Annotated in this window: 20 protein-coding genes; 6 read left to right on the top strand and 14 right to left on the bottom strand. The window is 36.7% G+C overall.

From position 1 onward, the window contains the following. The first annotated feature begins 33 nt into the window (after window positions 1-33). Window positions 34-462: a hypothetical protein gene (locus ACE3RB_RS02085; protein WP_374462663.1), complete on the top strand. Its 429-nt coding sequence runs from the start codon at window positions 34-36 to the stop codon at window positions 460-462. 77 nt (window positions 463-539) lie between these two features. After that, window positions 540-1,568, top strand: coding sequence for a low specificity L-threonine aldolase (locus ACE3RB_RS02090; RefSeq protein ID WP_374462664.1), 1,029 nt, complete (start codon window positions 540-542; stop codon window positions 1,566-1,568). Window positions 1,569-1,724: 156 nt separating this feature from the next. Here ACE3RB_RS02090 and ACE3RB_RS02095 read toward each other — a convergent pair whose 3' ends face one another. Next, complete coding sequence (locus ACE3RB_RS02095) at window positions 1,725-2,225, bottom strand: hypothetical protein (protein ID WP_374462665.1); 501 nt, start codon at window positions 2,223-2,225, stop codon at window positions 1,725-1,727. 157 nt (window positions 2,226-2,382) lie between these two features. On the opposite strand from ACE3RB_RS02095, the gene ACE3RB_RS02100 reads away from it, so the two are divergent. Both ACE3RB_RS02100 and ACE3RB_RS02105 read left to right on the top strand, forming a co-directional pair. Continuing rightward, complete coding sequence (locus ACE3RB_RS02100) at window positions 2,383-2,892, top strand: hypothetical protein (RefSeq protein WP_374462666.1); 510 nt, start codon at window positions 2,383-2,385, stop codon at window positions 2,890-2,892. Beyond that, entirely contained in the window at window positions 2,879-3,316 is a 438-nt protein-coding gene (locus ACE3RB_RS02105) for a hypothetical protein (protein WP_374462668.1), read from the top strand. The genes ACE3RB_RS02100 and ACE3RB_RS02105 overlap by 14 nt, the downstream gene beginning before the upstream one ends. Before the next feature lie 34 nt (window positions 3,317-3,350). On the opposite strand, the gene ACE3RB_RS02110 is transcribed toward ACE3RB_RS02105, so the two are convergent. The 6 genes from ACE3RB_RS02110 to ACE3RB_RS02135 form a co-directional block, all read right to left on the bottom strand. Continuing rightward, window positions 3,351-3,905 (bottom strand): DUF4256 domain-containing protein, encoded by a 555-nt coding sequence (locus ACE3RB_RS02110; RefSeq protein WP_374462669.1) that lies wholly within the window; start codon window positions 3,903-3,905, stop codon window positions 3,351-3,353. Window positions 3,906-4,162: 257 nt separating this feature from the next. After that, window positions 4,163-4,561 (bottom strand): DoxX family protein, encoded by a 399-nt coding sequence (locus tag ACE3RB_RS02115; protein ID WP_374462670.1) that lies wholly within the window; start codon window positions 4,559-4,561, stop codon window positions 4,163-4,165. Between the two features lie 16 nt (window positions 4,562-4,577). After that, a complete protein-coding gene (locus tag ACE3RB_RS02120) occupies window positions 4,578-5,156 on the bottom strand; it encodes a YdeI family protein (RefSeq protein WP_374462671.1) in 579 nt (192 codons plus the stop codon). 127 nt (window positions 5,157-5,283) lie between these two features. Then, window positions 5,284-5,754, bottom strand: coding sequence for an SRPBCC domain-containing protein (locus ACE3RB_RS02125; RefSeq protein WP_374462672.1), 471 nt, complete (start codon window positions 5,752-5,754; stop codon window positions 5,284-5,286). 243 nt (window positions 5,755-5,997) lie between these two features. Then, window positions 5,998-6,324: an ArsR/SmtB family transcription factor gene (locus ACE3RB_RS02130; RefSeq protein WP_374462673.1), complete on the bottom strand. Its 327-nt coding sequence runs from the start codon at window positions 6,322-6,324 to the stop codon at window positions 5,998-6,000. Between the two features lie 290 nt (window positions 6,325-6,614). Then, window positions 6,615-7,193, bottom strand: coding sequence for an O-methyltransferase (locus ACE3RB_RS02135; protein WP_374462674.1), 579 nt, complete (start codon window positions 7,191-7,193; stop codon window positions 6,615-6,617). Window positions 7,194-8,144: 951 nt separating this feature from the next. Between ACE3RB_RS02135 and ACE3RB_RS02140 the strand changes: the two genes are divergently transcribed. After that, on the top strand, window positions 8,145-8,927 hold the full coding sequence (locus tag ACE3RB_RS02140) for a YdcF family protein (RefSeq protein ID WP_374462675.1): 783 nt from the start codon (window positions 8,145-8,147) through the stop codon (window positions 8,925-8,927). A 77-nt stretch (window positions 8,928-9,004) separates the two neighbouring features. On the opposite strand, the gene ACE3RB_RS02145 is transcribed toward ACE3RB_RS02140, so the two are convergent. From ACE3RB_RS02145 to ACE3RB_RS02175, 7 genes are all read right to left on the bottom strand, one after another. Further along, window positions 9,005-9,346, bottom strand: coding sequence for an EamA family transporter (locus tag ACE3RB_RS02145; RefSeq protein WP_374462676.1), 342 nt, complete (start codon window positions 9,344-9,346; stop codon window positions 9,005-9,007). Further along, window positions 9,343-9,726, bottom strand: coding sequence for an EamA family transporter (locus ACE3RB_RS02150; RefSeq protein WP_374462677.1), 384 nt, complete (start codon window positions 9,724-9,726; stop codon window positions 9,343-9,345). Before ACE3RB_RS02150 ends, ACE3RB_RS02145 begins: the two co-directional genes overlap by 4 nt. A gap of 200 nt (window positions 9,727-9,926) precedes the next feature. Continuing rightward, a complete protein-coding gene (locus ACE3RB_RS02155; protein ID WP_374462678.1) occupies window positions 9,927-10,322 on the bottom strand; it encodes a VOC family protein in 396 nt (131 codons plus the stop codon). Window positions 10,323-10,883: 561 nt separating this feature from the next. Then, complete coding sequence (locus tag ACE3RB_RS02160) at window positions 10,884-12,785, bottom strand: glycosyltransferase (RefSeq protein WP_374462679.1); 1,902 nt, start codon at window positions 12,783-12,785, stop codon at window positions 10,884-10,886. Between the two features lie 20 nt (window positions 12,786-12,805). Then, complete coding sequence (locus ACE3RB_RS02165; protein ID WP_374462680.1) at window positions 12,806-13,810, bottom strand: aldehyde dehydrogenase family protein; 1,005 nt, start codon at window positions 13,808-13,810, stop codon at window positions 12,806-12,808. Beyond that, on the bottom strand, window positions 13,807-14,730 hold the full coding sequence (locus ACE3RB_RS02170) for a dihydrodipicolinate synthase family protein (RefSeq protein ID WP_374462681.1): 924 nt from the start codon (window positions 14,728-14,730) through the stop codon (window positions 13,807-13,809). Before ACE3RB_RS02170 ends, ACE3RB_RS02165 begins: the two co-directional genes overlap by 4 nt. 92 nt (window positions 14,731-14,822) lie before the next feature. Then, window positions 14,823-15,704 carry an AraC family transcriptional regulator gene (locus ACE3RB_RS02175; protein ID WP_374462682.1) on the bottom strand — a complete coding sequence of 294 codons (882 nt, stop codon included), beginning with the start codon at window positions 15,702-15,704 and terminating at the stop codon, window positions 14,823-14,825. Between the two features lie 184 nt (window positions 15,705-15,888). On the opposite strand from ACE3RB_RS02175, the gene ACE3RB_RS02180 reads away from it, so the two are divergent. Next, window positions 15,889-17,283 (top strand): aminopeptidase P family protein, encoded by a 1,395-nt coding sequence (locus ACE3RB_RS02180; protein ID WP_374462683.1) that lies wholly within the window; start codon window positions 15,889-15,891, stop codon window positions 17,281-17,283. The last annotated feature ends 2 nt before the right edge of the window (window positions 17,284-17,285 follow it).

Genomic DNA, 17,285 nt, shown 5'->3' on the forward strand with positions numbered 1-17,285 from the left:
TTTGTATAAGATCAATAATATAGTATCAGGAAGATGAAAAACATTTTAATATTTCTGCTTTTTACACTGTTCTGCAATGCATCCGGCCAATCCCGAAGCTTTACATTTAACTTTAATCCTAAAAAATTTATAAAGGAAAATAAGCTCACTGAAGGCGGGAGAAAAGAAATTTTTTTTAATTTATATGATATAAACGGAAAGGAAACAAAATTTATAACAGCAGACAGAACAACAGAAGCATTAAGGAAAGAGCAGGTATACAGTTTTAAAGGGAAATCTGAGGATGGTAAAAAGCTTATTACCTTAACCATTGCCTCAGGAAAACTGACAGGAGCTTATATGGAGAACGGATTATCTTATTTTATTGAACCGCTGGAAAAAAACTGCAAAAAGAAATACAGAATATATACAAGTCCTGAAAAGGGATTTCAGGTAGGACAGCCTGATGATGTTATCAGGTAAATGTGATATTTGCAGATAGTGTGTTTTTTTAATAGCCAGTTGTTTCATAGGAAGGATTTTCTATTTAATTTTACTTTATGAAATTTTCATTCAAAAACGACTATTCTGAGGGATGTCATCCCGCTATTTTACAAGCCCTTTTACAGCATAATCTTGACCAGCAGGCCGGATATGGCGAAGATGAATATTCATTAAAGGCTAAAACTTTAATCAGGGAGAAAATCAATAATCAGCATTCGGCTATTTATTTTGTTTCCGGAGGTACGCAGGCTAACTTAATTGTTATTTCTTCAATTTTAAAACCTTATCAGTGCGTGATTTCAGCTTCTTCCGGGCATATACTGAATAATGAAACCGGAGCTATTGAAGCCACGTGGCACAAAGTGCTGAGCATTGAAACAGCAGATGGGAAGCTGAGACCGTCGGATATTATTCCTGTGCTGGAAAATCATAGGAATGTGCCGCATCAGGTGATGCCTAAACTGGTTTATATTTCCAATTCTACAGAGCTGGTAACAATTTACCTTGCGAAAGAACTGGAAGAACTTTCTGCTTTCTGCAGGCAGAATAATTTATTCCTGTTTATGGATGGAGCAAGATTGGGTCACGGCCTGACATCTGAAATCAGTGATCTTACATTGGAAAAAGTAGCAGCCTTTACTGATGTTTTTTATCTTGGAGGGACTAAAAACGGAGCTTTGATTGGTGAAGCGATTGTGATTAATAATCCCGTTCTGCAGGAAGATTTTGCTTTTAATATCAAGCAAAAGGGCGCATTGCTGGCAAAAGGAAGACTTTTGGGAATCCAGTTCCTGGAACTGATGAAAGATAGCCTGTATTTTGATCTGGATCAGCACGCCAATCAGCAGGCTATGAAAATCAAGAAAGCATTACAGAAAAAGGGAGCTGCTTTTCTTGCGGATACCTATACCAATCAGATTTTTCCAATCTTACACCATAACCTTATTGAGCTTTTGTCTGAGAATTTTGAATTCTATGTCTGGAAAAAAATAGATGAAAATTTTTCTGCGGTTCGTCTTATTACTTCATGGAGTACAGGCGATGAAGCTGTGAACCGTTTTATTGAAATTATTGAAAGAGAATAATATAAAATGAAAAGACTGTCCCAAAAATGTCATTCTGAACGAAATGCAATGTAGTGAAGAATCTCATATAGTTATCTATCAGAGATTCTTCCTTCGTCAGAATGATAAAAGTCCACTATTAGACTTTTGAGACAGTCTTTTTTGTTTTATAATGGATTATTTCAAAGCTTTGCTGACTGTTTTGCAGTCTGCCGCAGTTAGTTTCTGCCCGTCTTTATAGCTGATTTTCTTTTCGTCAGCATATTTGGTCTGCCCGTCTTCTTCTTTATGATCGCCAATTCCTTCTGTTAAAGTATTATCTTTCTGAATGAAGTAAATATCTCTTTTGCTTTTCTTGCCTTCAGAATCGAACTCATAAGTAAGCTTCAGGGTATCTCCTGATTTAAAGCCGGTAACATCTCCTTTTGAACTGTCTTTTTCACTGTTTTTATAAGATAACTTCCCGGTGATCGTTCCTAAATTATCGTCAATAGAAGCAAAAACACTGTCTTTTCCCGTAACCCCGATATAACAGAATGATTTTGGACCAAGCGTATCTACTACAGGTTCTTCTGCAGCAATCGTATCTGCTACTGCTTTGGGAGCCGGTGCTTCAGTTTTTTTATTACAGTTGATTAAAAAAGCTGACACAGCGCCCAATAAGATTAATTTTTTCATATCCTTAATTGTTAAAATCAAATTTTTGCCTTTCAAAAATAACAATAGTATTTATATATTAAAGAATATTGTTGATAAATAAGAATAATTTTCAATGAACTTTAACATGATGAATTTTTTAGGCACGGAAAATGATTTAATTTTTTAAATTGATTTAATGAAAAAGATAACTAAAGTGTTGGGTCTGGGACTGTTTATTTTAAACTTATATTTTGTGACAGGACAGACCCCTCAGAATTATATTTACACTTCTTCGGGAGATCTGCATGGAATTGAAAAGATGATTACCCGTAAAGATATTGGCGGAGTCCAGATTGTTTATAACTGGAAAGCATTGGAAACCTCAAAAGATGTGTATGATTTTTCTGTTATTGAGAAAGATCTCAATTATCTGACGAGCCTCAATAAAAAACTATTTATCCAGCTTCAGGACCGGTTTTTTGAGCCACAGGCTCGATATGTTCCTGATTATATATTGAAGGATAAAGAATATAACGGGGGATTGGTACCTCAATATGACAATCCCGGGGAAAATAAACCTGTAGGAAGTGGTTGGGTAACCCAGCAATGGAATCCAGCTGTCCGGGATAGGTTTCAGAAACTGATCGGAGAACTGGCGAAGAAGTTTGACGGAAAGATCCATCGATATAGAAATGAAAAAAGATAAGACAGGTTTCAGCTGTGATTGTTATTTTCAGGCTGAACTGGAAAATCTGAAATTTGCGAGAAGTGCTTTCCGTCAATCCCATGTTTTGCAGTATGTTAATTTCTTTCCCTGTGAATGGGAAAATGACCATCAATACATGTCCAGACTATTCGATTTTGCTTACAAAAATAATATAGGATTGGGCGGACCTGATATTGTTCCAGATAAAAAAGCACAGATGAAAAATTCTTATCCTTTTTTCAATCAATATAAAGGAAAACTTTCTCTGGTAGCTATGGCAGTTCAGGAGCCTACATTAACGTATAAAAACCCGAAAACCAAAAAACCTTTTACCAAAGAAGAATTTACAGAATACGCTGAAAACTTTCTAGGAGTAAAAATTATCTTTTGGAGTGTGGAATCTCCCTGGTTGAGAGATTCCTGATTGTTCTGATGAAAAGTTGGGGCAATTCTCTGTTTTATACTTTTAATATTCCTCTGAATCCTCTCGCAGCATAATAAGAATCTGCGCCATTGTGATACATAAATACGGTATTGTACCGTCTGTCGCAGAAAACAGCCCCTCCAAGTTCGCGGATTTGTGGTGGTGTTTTGATCCAGCTTGAAGTCTTTTGGTCAAATTTTCCCAATTCCTGAAGATGGCGGTATTGTTCCTCTGTCAAAAGCTCAATACCCATTTCTTTAGCGGTGTCTACGGCATTGCTTTCCGGTTTATTGGCTTTTCTGGCATTCCAGGCCTGATAATCATAGCACAGGCTCCGGCGTTTTGGGCTTTCCGGGGAACAGTCTACGAAAGAATATTCATCCGTTTTCTTATCGTAATCTACAACGTCGGGTTCACCTTCAGTAATTTCCATTTCGTATAGAGACCGGATTTTTTCGGGATTGGCTTCCAGTTTTTGTTGGATTTTATCCCATTTCAGGTCTTTATGACGGTTCATATTTTTTTCGAAACGCGTTTTTAATGTTTTTAACAGCTCGTTGATTTGTTCCGGGGTTAGTTTCTTTTTCATGTCAAATTTTGTTTTATGATTGGTAGATTTGTTGGATAATCGCAAAGACGCAAGTTTTGTTAATGAGGGACTGTTTAAGGCGCAAAGATTTTATCTTCGATAAAATTTCCTTCATTAAGAAGGATTAATAGAAAAGTATTAAGATGAATTATTCTGACTTTAAGCTTAGAGCGAAGCTCATCTTAATATTCTAAATAGCTTAATACAATCTTAATGTTTCAAAAATAAAAGTTTAAACAATTTTAATATGAAAATGATTACTCAATGATAGTAATTTTCCTTTCTGCAGGTCTGAAATACCAGGAAATAATGACCAGTACCAATAATAATACTGCCGGAAAAGTTCTGCCGGCTTTATCACCAATGATAAGATGGGAAATAACAGCGCCGGACATCACGAAGAAAAATCCTGCATAAGCCCATTCTTTTAAGAGCAGGCGTTTAGGAATTAAAATCGCAATAACGCCCAGTATTTTCCATACCCCAATGATGGTCATCAGATAAGAAGGATAGCCGAGATTGGTGAAATTGGCCAGTTCATCTTTGTTTTTCATCAGTTGGACAATGGCCGTTGAAACCATTCCCAGAGCCATCCAGAGGGTGAATATCCAATAGATGATTTTTGTTCTTTTTGTTGAGGGTTGTGGTGTGTTCATGATCTGTTTTTTATGGTTAGTCATTTAATCCTATTCCGTCCATGATCTGTGGAATGCATTTTTCAATGCGGGCTTCACGGGTTTTGGACTGTTTGGCAGAGGAGAAGTGGAGCAGGTAAGCTCTTTGTCTTCCCGGCGTTAATGCTTTGAAAGCTTCTTGCAATGCAGGATTTTGATCCAGCTTCTCCTGAAACTCTTCAGCCATTTCAAACTCTTTTGTTTTCTTCATTTCCACTTTAGCGCCTGATTCTTCAATTTCAACAGCTTCAAACATATATTGGCGAAGAATGTCTTCCAGATCATTAATTTGTTTCACATCAGTAAAACGGATCTGTCTTGCAGCCTGCACATTTTCAGTCTGCTGAATCAGGATATGGTCCGGATCTTTCATCAAGGCGCCTTTAAAGAAGAGCAGCGCACAATATTCCTTAAACCCGTGGATCAGGAAAATGTTTTTCCCTTCATAGGTATAGCAGGGGCAGCCCCATTTTAAATCTTCTACCAGTTCGGTGCTTAGGGCGATTGTTCTTAACTTTTCAAATTCTTCTTTCCACTGTGTGGCTTTTTCGAAGAAAAAATTCACTTTTGGATTCATTGTGTGGTATGTTTGAGGTTTGAGAGTGGGAGAGTTTTGGGTTACGGGCTGCGAGATTCGGGTTATTCACGGGTAATATATAAACCTCGAACCCCGTATCTCGTATCGTCTCTCATCTCTTCGTCTATTATCTTTTCGTCTCTCTAAACAATTCCTGCAAACGGTTATGCGCCATATTGACACCTTGTGCAAATGGCATTTTCAGGTGCTGGTCTCTGAAGTCTACAGATTTATAAATCGTCTGGATCGTAATTTTACTGGTGGTATCTGTTAATTTTTCAAATTCTAAAAACTCGATCTGAGCGGGGAAAGGGGTGTTTTCCATCTGGAAAGTTCTTATAATTTTCTCATTCTGAACAATGTCATGAATAGTCCCATTGGCACTGAAAACCATATCTCCCTGAGGATTTAAGGTTTCAAAACGGTAACTTCCGTGCTGGTTGTTTTCAAATTTGGTTACTTTCGTTCCCATCCATTGCTCGAAAAGTTCTGCTTCTGTATATGCTTTGAAAAGCAGTTCCACAGGAAGATCAAATTCTCTGATAATGAAGATTTCCTGTTTTCCGTCTTCTGCCTGAATTTTTGTTTTAAGTTCCATATTTTGAGTTTGGTGTTTAAGTTTGAGGGTTTGAGGGTTTGAGAGTGGAGAGTTTGATACGTGTTACGCGTTTCGAGTTTCGGGGTTTGTTTTTTGCGGATCCGGGTTTTGGGGTTTACGAGGTTCGTGGTAAGAAATTTCGAGTTATTTTAGATTTTAAATTGCAATTCATTATATCTAACCCATCTCGAAACTTGCACCACAAAACCCCAATAATCCGAAACACGTATCTCGCACCTCGCATCACGTTTCTCTGTTCTGATACGCTTTCATCACACTTTCAAGCTTGTTGAATTTCTCATCCCACATTTTGCGGAAAGGTTCTATAAAATCGGCTATTTCTTTCATTTTATTGGGATTAAGGTGGTATATCATTTCGCGGCCGTTCTGTTCTTGGGTTAAAAGTTCACATTCCGTAAGAATCTGTAAATGTTTGGAAACAGTAGGTCGGGCAGTATCAAAATTGGAAGCAATGGCTCCCGCCGTCATCGATTGTGCCGCCACCAACATCAATATAGACCGTCTCGTAGGATCTGCTATTGCCTGAAATACATCTCTTCTTAAATTCATTGTGTAGTTATTTGACTACAAATATATGTGTAGTTATTTAGCTACGCAAATTTTTTTCGAAAAATTTTGATTAAATAATTAAAAGCCTGTCTATTGAAAGAAAAATGGAGAACTTAATGCTCTCCATTTCTTATCTAAATAATGCTTCTGTAAAATTTTTATTGACTACTTTGTCTCTCATTAATACCTTATCTGTGAAATTTCTAGAAATATTTCTTATCATTTTACTGTTAACAGCTTACTATTATCTTAATGGTTTAAAAATTTATATATGCCTGATCAGCCATGGACTATTGTTTTATAAAAACGCCGATGTATTTTCCGCTGTATTCCACAACAGTAGTGGAGATATTCATTTTATTACAAAAATCCTGATAAGCGGAGTTGTCACCAATATCATCACTGATAAAGACAGCACCTGGCCTCAATCTTTTATAAATCTGATGATAAGCCCACATTCTTCCGTAGTAGCTTTTGTCAGAATCATAATGGAAGACATCAAAAAAGGAAACCTCTTTGAAAATTTTAGGTAAAGATTCTCTGTCTGCAAAACGGAACAGCTTCCAATATTTTTTAAGGTTTTCCGGGACAACATATCCTACATACTGATCGCCATCCTGGGCAAGATAAGGCATATCTGAACTGTATAATGTGCCGTTTCTTTTTTGAAGCGAAAGCAGTATTGCTAAAGAAGACCATCCATAGGCTACACCTGTTTCAAGAACGTTTTGTGCTTTGGTAAATTCACATGCATAATATATAAGCTCTAATGCACCGGGACCACCCATTTTAATAGGGCATTCTTTTTCTTTTGAATCGGCTTTTTCCAGAACATCGGTATATAGATTTCTGAAGTTGTCAGTATCCATAGAAAACAATCTGGACACGGCTTCTTTTTGAGAAACGGCTATTGATGCGGCCCAGGCATTTGTTTTTAATTTTCCTCTAAACGGACTTCTCCGGTTGAATGTATTTTTAATAATTTTTCTGCCCAGTTCAGGATAAAGAGCAGGTCTTTTAAGATAAGCTACAAATGTTTTAAGAACTGTTGATATTTCGTTATTATGTTAAATTGTTTAAGACAAATATAATTTTTTTTAATTCATATTGTATTGAGATAATATGAATTTTGAAATTAAATCTGTTTAAAATTTTTTAATAATACGATTTATAGTTATTATTTTTTCAACGCAAAGCTTTTAAAGTTGAGATGCTTTATTTTAGGGAGCTAAGAATAGACAAGCTTGTCTTATGAAGGTGGAAGAATAACTTTTGCAGATCTTGAATACGTTCTCTTAATATTCTTGCTTACTATATTCTTAATGGTTAAAAATTCATTTGCTTTTTACGCAAAGTTTTTAAAGGGGAGATGCTTTTTTTTGGGGCGCTATGTGGGGGCACCCAAGCTTCCCTGTTGAAGCGGTACTATTTTTTTCGCCCCCATTGGGCGCCCGAAACGCACAAGATTAAATCCTTCTCTTATATTTAATTGGAAGTTTTTGTTTTTTCTTTACAAAAATGTCTGTCCAAAAATATATGAAGTACGGTCATAAAAATGGAAATACTTTTCTGCTTTTTCATTGGGTAGGAATTTTCTCTTTTATTAACACACTAAAAAGTGTGTTGTTTGATTGCAAATGTATAAAATAATTGTATAAATGGAAAGGTAAATTGATGAAATTATTCTAATAAATTTTAATGGTCTGTTGCTGCCAATGCATTATATGATTCAGCAGAGGTATAACCTGAAAAGCTGTACTCAGGAAATTGCCTTATCTTTGAGGATCTGACGTGCCTCAAAACTAATCAATGTATCATAGATGAAATTTTTACTGGACTTTTTATTTCGTGTTTTACAGCTTTTTACAGAACCTTATTTCTTGCTGTTACTTGTTATGGTGCTCATTGCTCTGATGAAAAGAAATAGTAAACATAGAAAACTGAGAATTGGAATAGGCATATGTGCCGTTTTGATGGTCATCTTTATAGGAAATGGTTTTCTGGGCAAACTGATTTCAAGATACCTGCAGAAAAGCTTCCTCAAAGCTTCTGAAGCCAGGAATACTACTTCTCAACATCCTGTTATTGTTGTATTAGGCGGAGGGGTTGTAGACATAGACCATACAGAAAAGCTGCATACAATGTCTTATTCAAGAATGGTAACTGCTTACCAGCTGTATCATGCATACAAGGCAGATAATAAATCCTGTAAAATAGTAATTTCAGGAAAGGGAAGAGGGCGCATCAGCGAAGCTGAATTATTTCGGGAGCATTTAAAAAAAATGGGAGTGGCAGAGGCTGACATTATTAAGGAAGATAAGAGCATGAACACGTATGAAAATGCAAAATATTCCAGCAGGATTTTGAAGCAGATGGCTCCTTCCAGCGTAGATCTGGTGACTTCTGGTTTTCATATGAAAAGATCTGTTGCTTTGTTTCAGACATTTGGATTAAATCCTGTTCCGAACGCATCAGATTTTATTAATACTGAAATTACGCTGATTCCTAACAGCTATAATGCTGCATTTACTTTTGTCATGCTTAAAGAGGTCCTGGGAATATGGCAGGTGCAGCTGTATAACAGTTTGGGATTGAATGGGTAATAATCTAAAATTATGATATAAAACCGGACACTTAAAATAACTTGAGTGTCCGGTTTTGTTTAACAAAGTTTTGATTATTATTTCGTCTTCTTAATAGAAATTACTGTCTGCAAAACCACAGAAGCAATAATAAATATTAGCCCTATATAAAACGAAAGATTCACTTCTTTGCTTTCTCCAAAAAATAAAAATGCCATAATAATAGCATACACAGGTTCCAGATTGTATGTTAAATTAACCGTAAAAGCAGGAATTTTTTTTAAAACCTCTGCAAACATCACATATAAGCCAACTGTACAAAAAAGCGATAAAATGCCCAGATATACAGTGTTTTTTAAGTCAGGAACAATGCTATCTGAATGGAAATAGAAGAGATATACAGGCAAAAACGCTCCCCAGCATACAGTACCGGCAATCATTTGATAATAGTTGATGACCCTGGTATCTCTGAAATCTTAAAATTCTCCTTATCCATGACAGGTTTAAAAACAGCTGTGAAAAAACTGGTCAGGCAATAGCAGACCACGCCAATGGATATATTGGCGTATTTTATACTCGCATAAAAAAGAAGCCAGTGTAACGTAAGCAGTAAGCCGGCTTTTGAAATCTGAATTTTTCCACGGGAAGAAATAGCAGTCGGAATTTTCAGAATCTGGATAATAAAGAACAAAATAATAGAGGAGAAGAGGAGTCTGTACCAGACAAGCAAACCTTCATTAAGTGTGATCAATTTTCCGAATACGCCTGTAAATCCGGCCAACATTACTGCCAGATGTAATAATAAATATGATTTTTTCATTAGAAAATGAACTGTAAAATTGGAATTAATATTTTCTGTTAGAATGTGAAGCATGAGAAAGCTGGTCATTAATAAATTAACGACATGAGTACACTTCAAATTAAATTGAAAATATTAAGGTGCCGGAGGAGGCAGACAGTTCGAGCGGTTCATATTTTGATCTGTTGAATGCCAAATATAGGAAAAAATATTTTGAAACTTTACATAAAAAATACATTGAATTTGTGTCCATCCGGATCCGCAAATACAAAACCATAATAATTTTCTCCAAAACTTTCAGGTTCTGAGACGATGGTTCCACCTGCGTTTTTTACTTCTTTAGCCCAGCTGTTTACCTGTTCTTTACTTTCTGCAGAAAGGGTAAATATGATTTCATTGGAGCTTTGCGGATCTCCAAAGTTCATGGTATTTAAATTTCTTTCGATGATGTTTTTTAAGAAAAAGTGGATGACGAATTCATTTTCTCCGAAAAAAAAGCTGACCAGTTCATTGGAACTGTGCGGATTATTAGGCTTGAATCCCAGTTCTGTATAAAATTTCTGTGTGCGTTCAAGGTCGGTTACAGCCAAATTGGCCCAGATCATTTTAGGTTTCATATTATTTATATTTTGGTTAGGATAAAGGTATTATGTTTAGCTATCATAAAAACTGTCATGTGGCAAGATTTTATATTTTAGGTGTAAATGAAAAATTATGGAAAATATTCTTCAGGAATTAGATATTCACCTCAAAAGAATATTTCCAGGAAATTGAAAACAAAGGAAAACTGGAAGATTTTCTGGACAGATTTATGACCAAAGAAGAGTTCTCAGAAACCGTTATAATATATCTGGAAGAAAAAAGTAAAGAATAAGGGATTCTCAGACGATTAATACTCTACTTCAGGGTTATTATGGAAAGTCCTATAATTTATATTATGTTAAATTGTATATTGTTTTAGTTTCAAAGATTCAAAGCACATCCTAGATTGCATTGTTTTAAGCTATTAATTATTGCATCAGATTTTCAGGTAATAGTCAACTCTATTCCTTGTTTTCTAAACCTAAATAGCCTCTAATCTCATCACCAAACTTTTTAGAAATTAAAATGGCGGATTAAGACTTAATACAAAGATTCTTAATCCGCCATTTTTGCAAATTGCTGTTAACAGTCGTTTTCTATTTATTTTTATTTAATTTTTCTAATTCTGGTAATTCACTTTTGTATTTTTCAACGTCCCAAACTAAATTCCAATTTTTAACGTAGTCAGAGATTGGACCTAAGCCGACTTCTGTTCTTCTTTTATCCACATTGTCAGGATCAATTAAAGGTAAAACATAGTAAGCATTATTATTCTGATTGATTCCTATCTGACTTCCGTATATTTCTTCTTTGCTGTAATATAAAACATCTGCTCCCAATACGTTACGTGTTTCAGAAAAATACAGGAATAAGATATATTGGGTAACAGCTACAATAAGCAGGGTTATTATTCCCAGAGTCCTTGCCCAGCCTTCTTTGATAAAATTGATGATCAGATAAATAAATCCGATACAGAAAGTCAGTCTAAGGGCAAATAAAATATTTTCTGTGAAAAGATGGCCGATAATAGCCGGAGTTTCAAATTTTGGAAAGCTGTATTTGTACCACAGCGATTCTGCAACTACGCCAGCCAAAAATAAGGCAAAGAAGATCAACACCAGCATTCCCCATTTTTTTAGCCCTACCTGAAGAATAGCGTATATTCTTTCTTTCAGAGGTAAATTCTGTGTACTTTGATTAAAGCCTTGTCTGGTCATTTCACCCCAGCCATGCGATTTTTTGAAATAATCTATAAACCCGTTTACTCCCGCTTTCACCACAATAGGATGAAAATAAAAAGGTTCTGAAAAGGCGGTGAAGATCAATCTGAGGAAATCTTTCCTTTTGGTATAAACCTGATGGCTTACGAGATCCACCAGTATGGCATAGATGGAATACAGGAAGCCCATTGAGATCACAAGAGCGAACAGAACCACAAAAAACGGCCAGTTGATAATTCCCAGCAATAAAAAAATGATAAAGATGATATACCCTGAAAATTCGATAAGCGGCCCCAAAAATTCAAAGAAAAACCAATATGGGAGGCTGATCATTCCCAATTTTCTGTATTTCGGGTTGAACATCAGGCTCCTGTGTTTCCACAGAGTTTCCATTGTTCCGCGCATCCATCTGTTCCGTTGTTTTCTGAGAATATCTTTGGACTCGGGAACTTCTGTCCAGCATAAAGGATCCGGAATGGTAAGCACTTCATAAGGTTCATTCCTTTCTTCCATGTATTTCCTCATTCTTACCACCAGCTCCATATCCTCTCCCACTGTACTTTTATCATAACCTCCGCATGCCAGCACAATCTTTCTGTCAAATACGCCAAAAGCACCGAAGATCAGAATCAGACCGGATGCACGAGACCACGCCATACGACCGAGTACAAAAGCCCGGATGTATTCCAGAGCCTGTGTTCTTCCCAACAAAGTTTTCGGCATATTGACGCTTACTACTTTTCCGTTTTCAATGACACAGTTGTTGGCCAGGCGAATTACTCCACCACAGGCGATGAACTTTTTATCGGTCTGCTCCAGCATCGGTTTTGCCAGTTTTAAAATCGAATCCTGCTCCAGAATACAATCTACATCAATGCAGACCAGATATTCCCCTGAAGAGATATTGACTCCCACGTTTAAAGCATCTGCTTTTCCGCCGTTTTCCTTATCAACAACAATAAGCTTTTTAAAGGCAGGATTTTTACTTTTATAAACTCCTCTTACAGCATTGGTTTCGATTTTCCCCTGGATGAAATAAGCCACAGATTCCAGTTCATAAGCTTCGATCAGTTTTTGTATGGAATCATCCTTACTTCCGTCGTTTACAATAATAATTTCCAGATTATGATAGTAAAGGGATAACAGGGAACGTACATTTTCCACAATGGTCATGCCTTCATTATAGGCTGGTGCAATAACGCTGAATACCGGAGCATTGGGATTGGCCGCAATGATGCTGTAATCTGTAAATGTATTTTCTTTTTTATAACGCAGCACAGCGCCCAGTGCATATATTCCTATAAAGAACTTTCTGCTTCCGTATATACTGATGCAATTAGTTCAACATCAGGTTGTTCTATTGCAATGCTCTTGTTTTTTTCGAAACTTTCAAAAATTCCTTCGTGAAGCATTTTAGCGGGAGTAATTTCCTGAATTTCCTCTTTTAATGCATTGATAAAACGGTCAAGCTGGTTTCCTTTCAATGCAATAAATACTCCCGGATTGGTACAAAATTGTCCTGCTCCAAGCGTTAAAGAAGTGACATAATCTTTTGCTAATGCTTCAGCTTTGGCTTCAAGCAGGTTTTGAAAGGCAAATACAGGATTAATACTTCCCATTTCTGCAAACACCGGGATTGGATCTTTTCTGCGGCTGGCAATATCGAACAAAGCTTTTCCGCCAGTGAAAGATCCGGTAAATGCAACGGCCCGGATATCCGGATGCTGGGTCAGATAAGTACCAGTCTCATAAGATGTTCCGGTAATATGGCTAAAAACTCCTTCAGGCCATCCGAAAGCTTTAATAGTTGCAGTTATAGCATCAGCCATTATCTGGGAAGTCTGCGGATGAGCCGGATGTGCTTTTACAATGACAGGACAGCCTGCTCCAATGGCACTCGCTGTATCACCTCCCGCTGTAGAAAAAGCAAACGGGAAATTGCTGGCTCCGAAAACAACTACAGGTCCAATGCCTACATTATATTTTCTGATATCCCCTTTTTGTTTATCAGGCTGGGCAAGATCAATTCTGGCTTCTGTATAAATACCGTCAGCAACAGCTTTTGCATAACTTCTCCATTGTCCTGTTGTTCTGGCCTTTTCACCGGTAAGTCTGGCTAATGGCAATGAAGTTTCGGCATGAGTTACTGTCAAAAGCTCTTCTCCCAAAGCTTCAATCTGATCAGCAACAGCATTCATAAATTCAGCCCGTTCATTTATAGTGGTATTCTTCAGAAACTGGAAGGCTTCAACAGCCATCTGAATTTTTCTGTCTATATTTTGTGTTGATGTTTCTTCCATCATATCTGTGTTTCTGGAATTAATAATACCGGACGATTTGCTCTGCCTTCTTCAATAATTTTTTGAATTCTTTCAGCTTCTTCTCCGTGAAGTTCAAGACGTGGAGCTCTCACATATGGATTACTTATCCCTTCTGCAGTTGCCGCCAGTTTGATATACTGGATAAGTTTAGGGTGAATGTCAAGCTCAAGCAATGGCATAAACCATCTGTAGATGGCTACAGCTTTGTCGTATTCGCCTGTTTTAACATAATTGTACATCGTCATGGTTTCATTAGGAAAAGCATCTACAAGACCTGCTACAAGACCATCAGCTCCAAGCATCAGGGTTTCCAGACAAATGGTATCTACGCCTCCAAGAATTTTGATCCTTTTTCCAAAACGGTTGATCATTCTGGTTACATTGGCTAGATCTCTTGTAGATTCTTTGACAGCCTGAATGGTTGGGTACTCAATAAGTTCTTCAAACATTTCAAGGGTGACATAAATTCCGTAATCTACAGGATTATTATAAATAAGGATCGGAAGATCTGTAGCGGAAGCTACTGCTTTGAAATATTCAACCACCTCGCGGCTGTCGGCTTTGTAACGCATTGGAGGAAGTAACATTAGGCCATCAGCTCCCAATTCTTTTGCTTTTTGGGCAAAATGAACCGCATTTTTGGTTGTATTTTCAGAAAGATTGAGAATAACGGGAATTCTGCCCTGTGTAATTTTTTTAGCATATTGAAGAAGTTCAAATTTTTCTTCAGTTTCCAACGCACTGGCTTCTCCCAATGTTCCGGCAAGGATAATCCCATGAACTCCAGCTTTAATCTGGGCCTCTGTATTGATCGTAAACATTTCAAAATCAATCTTCCCTTCTTTTGTAAAAGGCGTTAATACAGCAGGATAAATACCTTCCCAGTTTAGTTTTGTACTCATATCAAATAATATTTATTCAAAACTAAGTGAATTTTAAAACGGTAAATGTTAATATTTTAATGTATTCTAACCGTATTTTAACAGGTTGTTTTTTATTGCTCTACAGTGGCTTCTTTATAGTGTTTAAGGTATTCTTTAGGTGAATATTTCATGATAGACTTGAAAACCCGGTTAAAATTAGTAAGACTATTGAATCCGCTATTAAAAGCTACAGAAGAGATACTGTACATATTGCTGGATGTCAATAATCTGCAGGCTCGCTGTACACGGAGTTCATTAAGATATTCAATATAGGTGATTCCGGTTCGTTTTTTAAAAGATCTGCAAAAAGCCTGAGGAGTCATACAGGCTTCCCGGGCAATACGGTCAAGCGTAAGTTTAGTTTGGGTAAAATTCTTCTTAATAAAGGTCTGGGCATCTATAATTCTTTGATCATAGTCTGAAATATGATTCGGCAGATTCTTTTCTGAAGACAAAGGAATATGTAGATGCCTGTTTTGCATAAGATGGTTGAGAATCCTGATAAAATCTATAATCTGCTCTACTCCTTCTGTTTTTTGTAATGCCGCAATGTTTTCTCCGATACTTGTTTTCAATTTAGGAGCGATTTGGAAACCAACCTCTGAATGGGTAATGAAATTTTTAAGTTCTTCAAATTCCGGTAAGTCGAAAAATGCAGCGATCTTTTTATAAGGATCAAAAAAAATAGAGATGGAATGAACCTTCTGCTTTTCATTTTTTTCAAAATTGCCTCTGAAAACATGGGATTGATTGGCTCCCAGGTAAAAAATGTCACCCGCTTCAAAATTAAACAGATTCTGCTCTATGGCCAATGTTCCCCGTCCTTTAATGATCCACATGATCTGTGTTTCTGTATGTCTGTGAAAATAAGGATAGAAATTAGGCATAATATCTTCCTGGATTCGGATACTCTTGTTGGTGTCGGCTGGAACAGAGAATTGAAGACTTTTCATGGTTAGGCTGCTTTACTATATAAAATATGCGTTAGGTTAAAATATTGCTGAAGTTAAGCAAAATATGAACATTAAATATTATTTTAAAATCCAACCTTTGCATGTTCTTTATTTTAAACAAGAAAGACTTATTTATGGTACAAAATTGTAAATTTAAACCTTTAAAATAAAAACTATTCATAATATGTTTTCAGCACAAACTTATCAAGATAGAAGAGCCGTGCTACAGAATAATGTAGCGAGCGGAATTTTATTATTTCTGGGAAATATAGAGAATCCTGTGAATTTTGAGCACAATCCTTATTATTTCCGTCAGGACAGCACCTATTTATATTACTTCGGGATCCAGGAACCCCGTATAGCAGCCATTATTGATATTGATGAAAATAAAACCATCATTTTCGGCGATGAGCTAAGTATAGATGAAATTGTATGGATGGGAAGGCAGGAAACCCTTAAGGAAAAAAGCCTGAAATCCGGTGTTCAGGAAACGTTACCTTACACAGAACTTGCCCGATATGTTTCAAAGGTACAGACCTCAGGCAGAAAAGTGCATTATCTTCCTCCGTATCAGCCTTCCAATAAAATTTTGCTTTCAGATCTTCTTGGGATAAAAATTCCGGACCTGCAGCCTTCTGTGGAAATGATCAAGGCAATTGTAAAGCAAAGATCATTCAAAGAACCTCAGGAAATAGTACAGATAGAACAGGCTGTGAATGTCTCCAATGAAATGCATCTGCTGGCCATGCGCCTTGCAAAACCGGGAATGAAAGAATATGAAATTGCCAATGCCATCCAGTATCTTGCTGCGAATAAAGAGTGCCAGATGTCCTATCCTCCGATTGTTACTATAAACGGCGGTATTCTGCATAATCATTACCGTCTCAACACTTTAAAAGAGGGAGATCTTTTTCTCAATGATTCCGGGGCAGAAACGTCAATGGGATATGCCGGTGATCTTACCAGAACATTTCCTGTAAGTAAAGCTTTTACCACAAAGCAGAAAGAAATGTATGAAGTAGTGCTGAATGCTTTCAATAATGCCCAGCAGCTTCTGAAACCTGGTGTTCGTTTCAAAGATATTCATCTGAAAGCTGCTCAGCATCTGGTAGAAGGCCTTATTGATCTTGGACTGATGAAGGGAAACGCTGAAGACGCTGTAAAAAACCATGCCCATACCCTGTTTTTCCAGTGCGGACTGGGGCATATGATGGGATTGGATGTGCATGATATGGAAGATCTCGGAGAACAGTACATCGGTTATACTGAAGAAGAACCGAAAGATACCAAAACATTCGGTCTTAAGTCTTTACGTTTAGGAAAAGCCCTTGAATCAGGATTTGTAGTTACGGTTGAGCCAGGTATTTATATGATCCCGGAATTAATTGATATGTGGCAGGCTGAAAATAAAAATGCAGACTTTATTAATTATGATAAAGTAAATGAATACCGTAATTTCGGAGGTATCCGCGTAGAAGATAATTTTCTGGTTACAGACAATGGCTATAGGCTACTTGGAAACGGACTGATCAAAACCGTAGAAGAAATTGAAAATTACAGAACTGAACATTTAGCTTAATT

Origin of the sequence: Chryseobacterium sp. (assembly GCF_041914225.1) — a bacterium.
In the GTDB taxonomy this organism is placed as follows: domain Bacteria; phylum Bacteroidota; class Bacteroidia; order Flavobacteriales; family Weeksellaceae; genus Chryseobacterium.

Coding starts and splice junctions, on each gene's coding strand:
- ACE3RB_RS02085 (WP_374462663.1), top strand. CDS start 34: ATGAAAAACATTTTAATATTTCTGCTTTTTACACTGTTCTGCAATGCA.
- ACE3RB_RS02090 (WP_374462664.1), top strand. CDS start 540: ATGAAATTTTCATTCAAAAACGACTATTCTGAGGGATGTCATCCCGCT.
- ACE3RB_RS02095 (WP_374462665.1), bottom strand. CDS start 2,225: ATGAAAAAATTAATCTTATTGGGCGCTGTGTCAGCTTTTTTAATCAAC.
- ACE3RB_RS02100 (WP_374462666.1), top strand. CDS start 2,383: ATGAAAAAGATAACTAAAGTGTTGGGTCTGGGACTGTTTATTTTAAAC.
- ACE3RB_RS02105 (WP_374462668.1), top strand. CDS start 2,879: ATGAAAAAAGATAAGACAGGTTTCAGCTGTGATTGTTATTTTCAGGCT.
- ACE3RB_RS02110 (WP_374462669.1), bottom strand. CDS start 3,905: ATGAAAAAGAAACTAACCCCGGAACAAATCAACGAGCTGTTAAAAACA.
- ACE3RB_RS02115 (WP_374462670.1), bottom strand. CDS start 4,561: ATGAACACACCACAACCCTCAACAAAAAGAACAAAAATCATCTATTGG.
- ACE3RB_RS02120 (WP_374462671.1), bottom strand. CDS start 5,156: ATGAATCCAAAAGTGAATTTTTTCTTCGAAAAAGCCACACAGTGGAAA.
- ACE3RB_RS02125 (WP_374462672.1), bottom strand. CDS start 5,754: ATGGAACTTAAAACAAAAATTCAGGCAGAAGACGGAAAACAGGAAATC.
- ACE3RB_RS02130 (WP_374462673.1), bottom strand. CDS start 6,324: ATGAATTTAAGAAGAGATGTATTTCAGGCAATAGCAGATCCTACGAGA.
- ACE3RB_RS02135 (WP_374462674.1), bottom strand. CDS start 7,193: ATGGATACTGACAACTTCAGAAATCTATATACCGATGTTCTGGAAAAA.
- ACE3RB_RS02140 (WP_374462675.1), top strand. CDS start 8,145: ATGAAATTTTTACTGGACTTTTTATTTCGTGTTTTACAGCTTTTTACA.
- ACE3RB_RS02145 (WP_374462676.1), bottom strand. CDS start 9,346: ATGATTGCCGGTACTGTATGCTGGGGAGCGTTTTTGCCTGTATATCTC.
- ACE3RB_RS02150 (WP_374462677.1), bottom strand. CDS start 9,726: ATGAAAAAATCATATTTATTATTACATCTGGCAGTAATGTTGGCCGGA.
- ACE3RB_RS02155 (WP_374462678.1), bottom strand. CDS start 10,322: ATGAAACCTAAAATGATCTGGGCCAATTTGGCTGTAACCGACCTTGAA.
- ACE3RB_RS02165 (WP_374462680.1), bottom strand. CDS start 13,810: ATGATGGAAGAAACATCAACACAAAATATAGACAGAAAAATTCAGATG.
- ACE3RB_RS02170 (WP_374462681.1), bottom strand. CDS start 14,730: ATGAGTACAAAACTAAACTGGGAAGGTATTTATCCTGCTGTATTAACG.
- ACE3RB_RS02175 (WP_374462682.1), bottom strand. CDS start 15,704: ATGAAAAGTCTTCAATTCTCTGTTCCAGCCGACACCAACAAGAGTATC.
- ACE3RB_RS02180 (WP_374462683.1), top strand. CDS start 15,889: ATGTTTTCAGCACAAACTTATCAAGATAGAAGAGCCGTGCTACAGAAT.